Annotated in this window: 2 protein-coding genes; both read left to right on the top strand. The window is 39.0% G+C overall.

Going from position 1 to position 2525, the window contains the following annotated elements; all coding sequences use genetic code 11:
* The coding region (wecB, locus tag KQJ18_RS23255; RefSeq protein WP_216422863.1) for a UDP-N-acetylglucosamine 2-epimerase (non-hydrolyzing) at positions 1–1104 on the top strand (1104 nt) is incomplete at its 5' end.
* A gap of 66 nt (positions 1105–1170) precedes the next feature.
* Positions 1171–2367, top strand: coding sequence for a glycosyltransferase family 4 protein (locus KQJ18_RS23250; protein WP_216422862.1), 1197 nt, complete (start codon positions 1171–1173; stop codon positions 2365–2367).
* The last annotated feature ends 158 nt before the right edge of the window (positions 2368–2525 follow it).

Below are 2525 nucleotides of genomic sequence, written 5' to 3'. Positions count from 1 at the left end.
GTTGGTACACGGCCTGAAATTATCCGTCTGTCACGTGTTTTGGCAAAACTTGATGATTTTTTTGAACATACTATCGTGCATACTGGCCAAAATTATGACTATGAACTTAACCAGATTTTTTTTGATGACCTTGGTGTTCGTAAGCCTGATCACTTCCTGAATGCCGCCGGTAAAAATGCTGCTGAAACTATTGGTCAAATTATCATCAAAGTTGATGAGGTTCTAGAATCAACAAAGCCTGATGCGCTATTGGTTCTGGGTGACACTAATAGTTGCCTGGCGGCCATTCCAGCTAAACGACGTAAGATTCCTATTTTCCATATGGAAGCCGGGAACCGCTGCTTTGACATGCGAGTTCCTGAAGAGATAAATCGTCGTATCGTTGATCATACGGCTGATATTAATCTTACCTATAGTGATATTGCACGAGAGTATCTTCTTGCAGAGGGGCTGCCAGCCGATCGAATCATTAAGACTGGCAGTCCGATGTTTGAAGTTCTTGCTCATTATTCTGATGGAATCGAAGCTTCAAATGTACTTGAACGTCTCAATTTGAAATCCGGAGAATATTTTGTAGTAAGCGCTCACCGTGAAGAAAATATTGACTCAGATAAAAATTTAATGAATCTTGTCGAATCATTAAACAAAGTAGCTGAAACTTATCAGCTACCAGTAATTATTTCTACACACCCAAGAACTCAGAAAAGAATTGATGCAAAAGGCGTCATTTTTAATTCGCATGTGAGATTATTAAAGCCATTAGGTTTTAAAGACTATGTGAAATTACAAAAAGAAGCCCGGGCTGTGCTGTCTGATAGTGGAACAATTACTGAAGAGTCTTCAATTCTCAATTTCCCTGCCATTAACATTCGAGAGGCTCATGAGCGTCCAGAAGGAATGGAAGAAGGCACGGTAATGATGACTGGCGTTGATCCTGAGCGTATTCTTCAGGCTCTCGATATGATAAAAAATCAACCTCGCAATGAAGATAGACTCCTACGCAGGGTAAACGATTATTCTATGCCAAATGTTTCTGACAAGGTTGCACGAATTATCCTTTCATATACAGATTATGTTAAGCGGGTTGTTTGGCGTAATTACTAGTACCATCGTCACTCTGGTAAACCCAGAGTGACCTTTTATGGCGTGTAGATAACAGTGAAAGTCCTATTGTTAACACAATGGTTTGATCCCGAACCTACTTTCAAAGGTCTTGCTTTTGCTAAAGAATTAAGAAAGCAAAATGTTGAAGTCGAAGTGATTACTGGTTTTCCTAATTATCCAGGGGGGAAAATATATGATGGCTACAAAATAAAGTTTTTCCAACGGGAAGAATGCGAAGATATAATAATTAACCGTGTTCCACTTTATCCACATCATGGGCGTTCTGCTCTAAAAAGAGTTTTTAACTATATATCATTCTTTTTATCTAGCATGATTTACGGAATACTCCGTAAGCAAAAGGTAGATGTTATTTATGCATACCATCCTCCATTAACAACAGCTCTTTCAGCTTCAATTATTTCATTATTTCGCAGGACGCCATTTGTTGTTGACATACAAGACCTATGGCCCGATACATTGGCATCGACAGGGATGCTTACAAATAAAAAAATACTTAAAATTGTTAACGGAGTCTGCAATTTTGTCTATCGACGAGCGACTAAAATAGTTGTACTCTCGCCAGGATTCAAGCAACGATTAATATCTAGAGGAGTTCCTGCTGATAAAATTGAAATTATCTATAATTGGAGTGATGAAGAAAACCTAAGATGCTTCCAAAAAAGCAGTGTTGTTTTACCGGACGGAAAGTTTAATGTTGTATTCGCTGGAAATCTTGGACTTGCCCAAGGATTACCATCTATTGTTGCTGCTGCAAAGTTACTACAAAAAGATGGGGTAAATGCTAATATCATTTTAGTAGGTTCGGGTCTAGCCAAGTCCGATGCTGAGAGAATGGTTGTCGAGCAAAAAATAGGCAATGTTATTTTTATCCCGCGCGTCCCGCCATCTGAAATTGGCGATATTCTTCAACAGTCTGATGCCCTACTTGTTCATTTAATTAATGACGAGTTATTCTCTATTACGATACCTTCACGGACACAAGCATACCTTGCATGTGGAAAACCTATTGTCATGGCTGTTGATGGAGATGCTGCCGCGTTAGTTAGTAAGGCTAATGCAGGAGTGATATGTGAGCCGGATAACCCTGAATCGATTGCGGCAGGAATTAAGCATCTTACCTCGCTAGCTGGTAAGGAGCTTATCGCCTTAGGCTGCAATGGCTCGACTTATTATAATGAAAAATTATGCCTGCGCGTAGGTGTTAAAAAATTCATAGATATATTTAATCAGGTTGCAAAGTAATATGTTAAAGCGAGCATTTGATATCATTGCATCAGTAATATTGTTGATATGCTTATCTCCTGTAATTGCTGTTACTTTCTTTCTTGTAAGGAAAAAGTTAGGTAAGCCCGCTTTTTTCAAACAACTTCGTCCGGGAAAGAATGGCGTGTGTTTTGAGA

Source organism: Citrobacter sp. S55_ASV_140 (assembly GCF_018919505.1).
GTDB lineage: Bacteria > Pseudomonadota > Gammaproteobacteria > Enterobacterales > Enterobacteriaceae > Citrobacter > Citrobacter werkmanii.
This window is presented reverse-complemented; position numbering and strand designations above follow the sequence as displayed.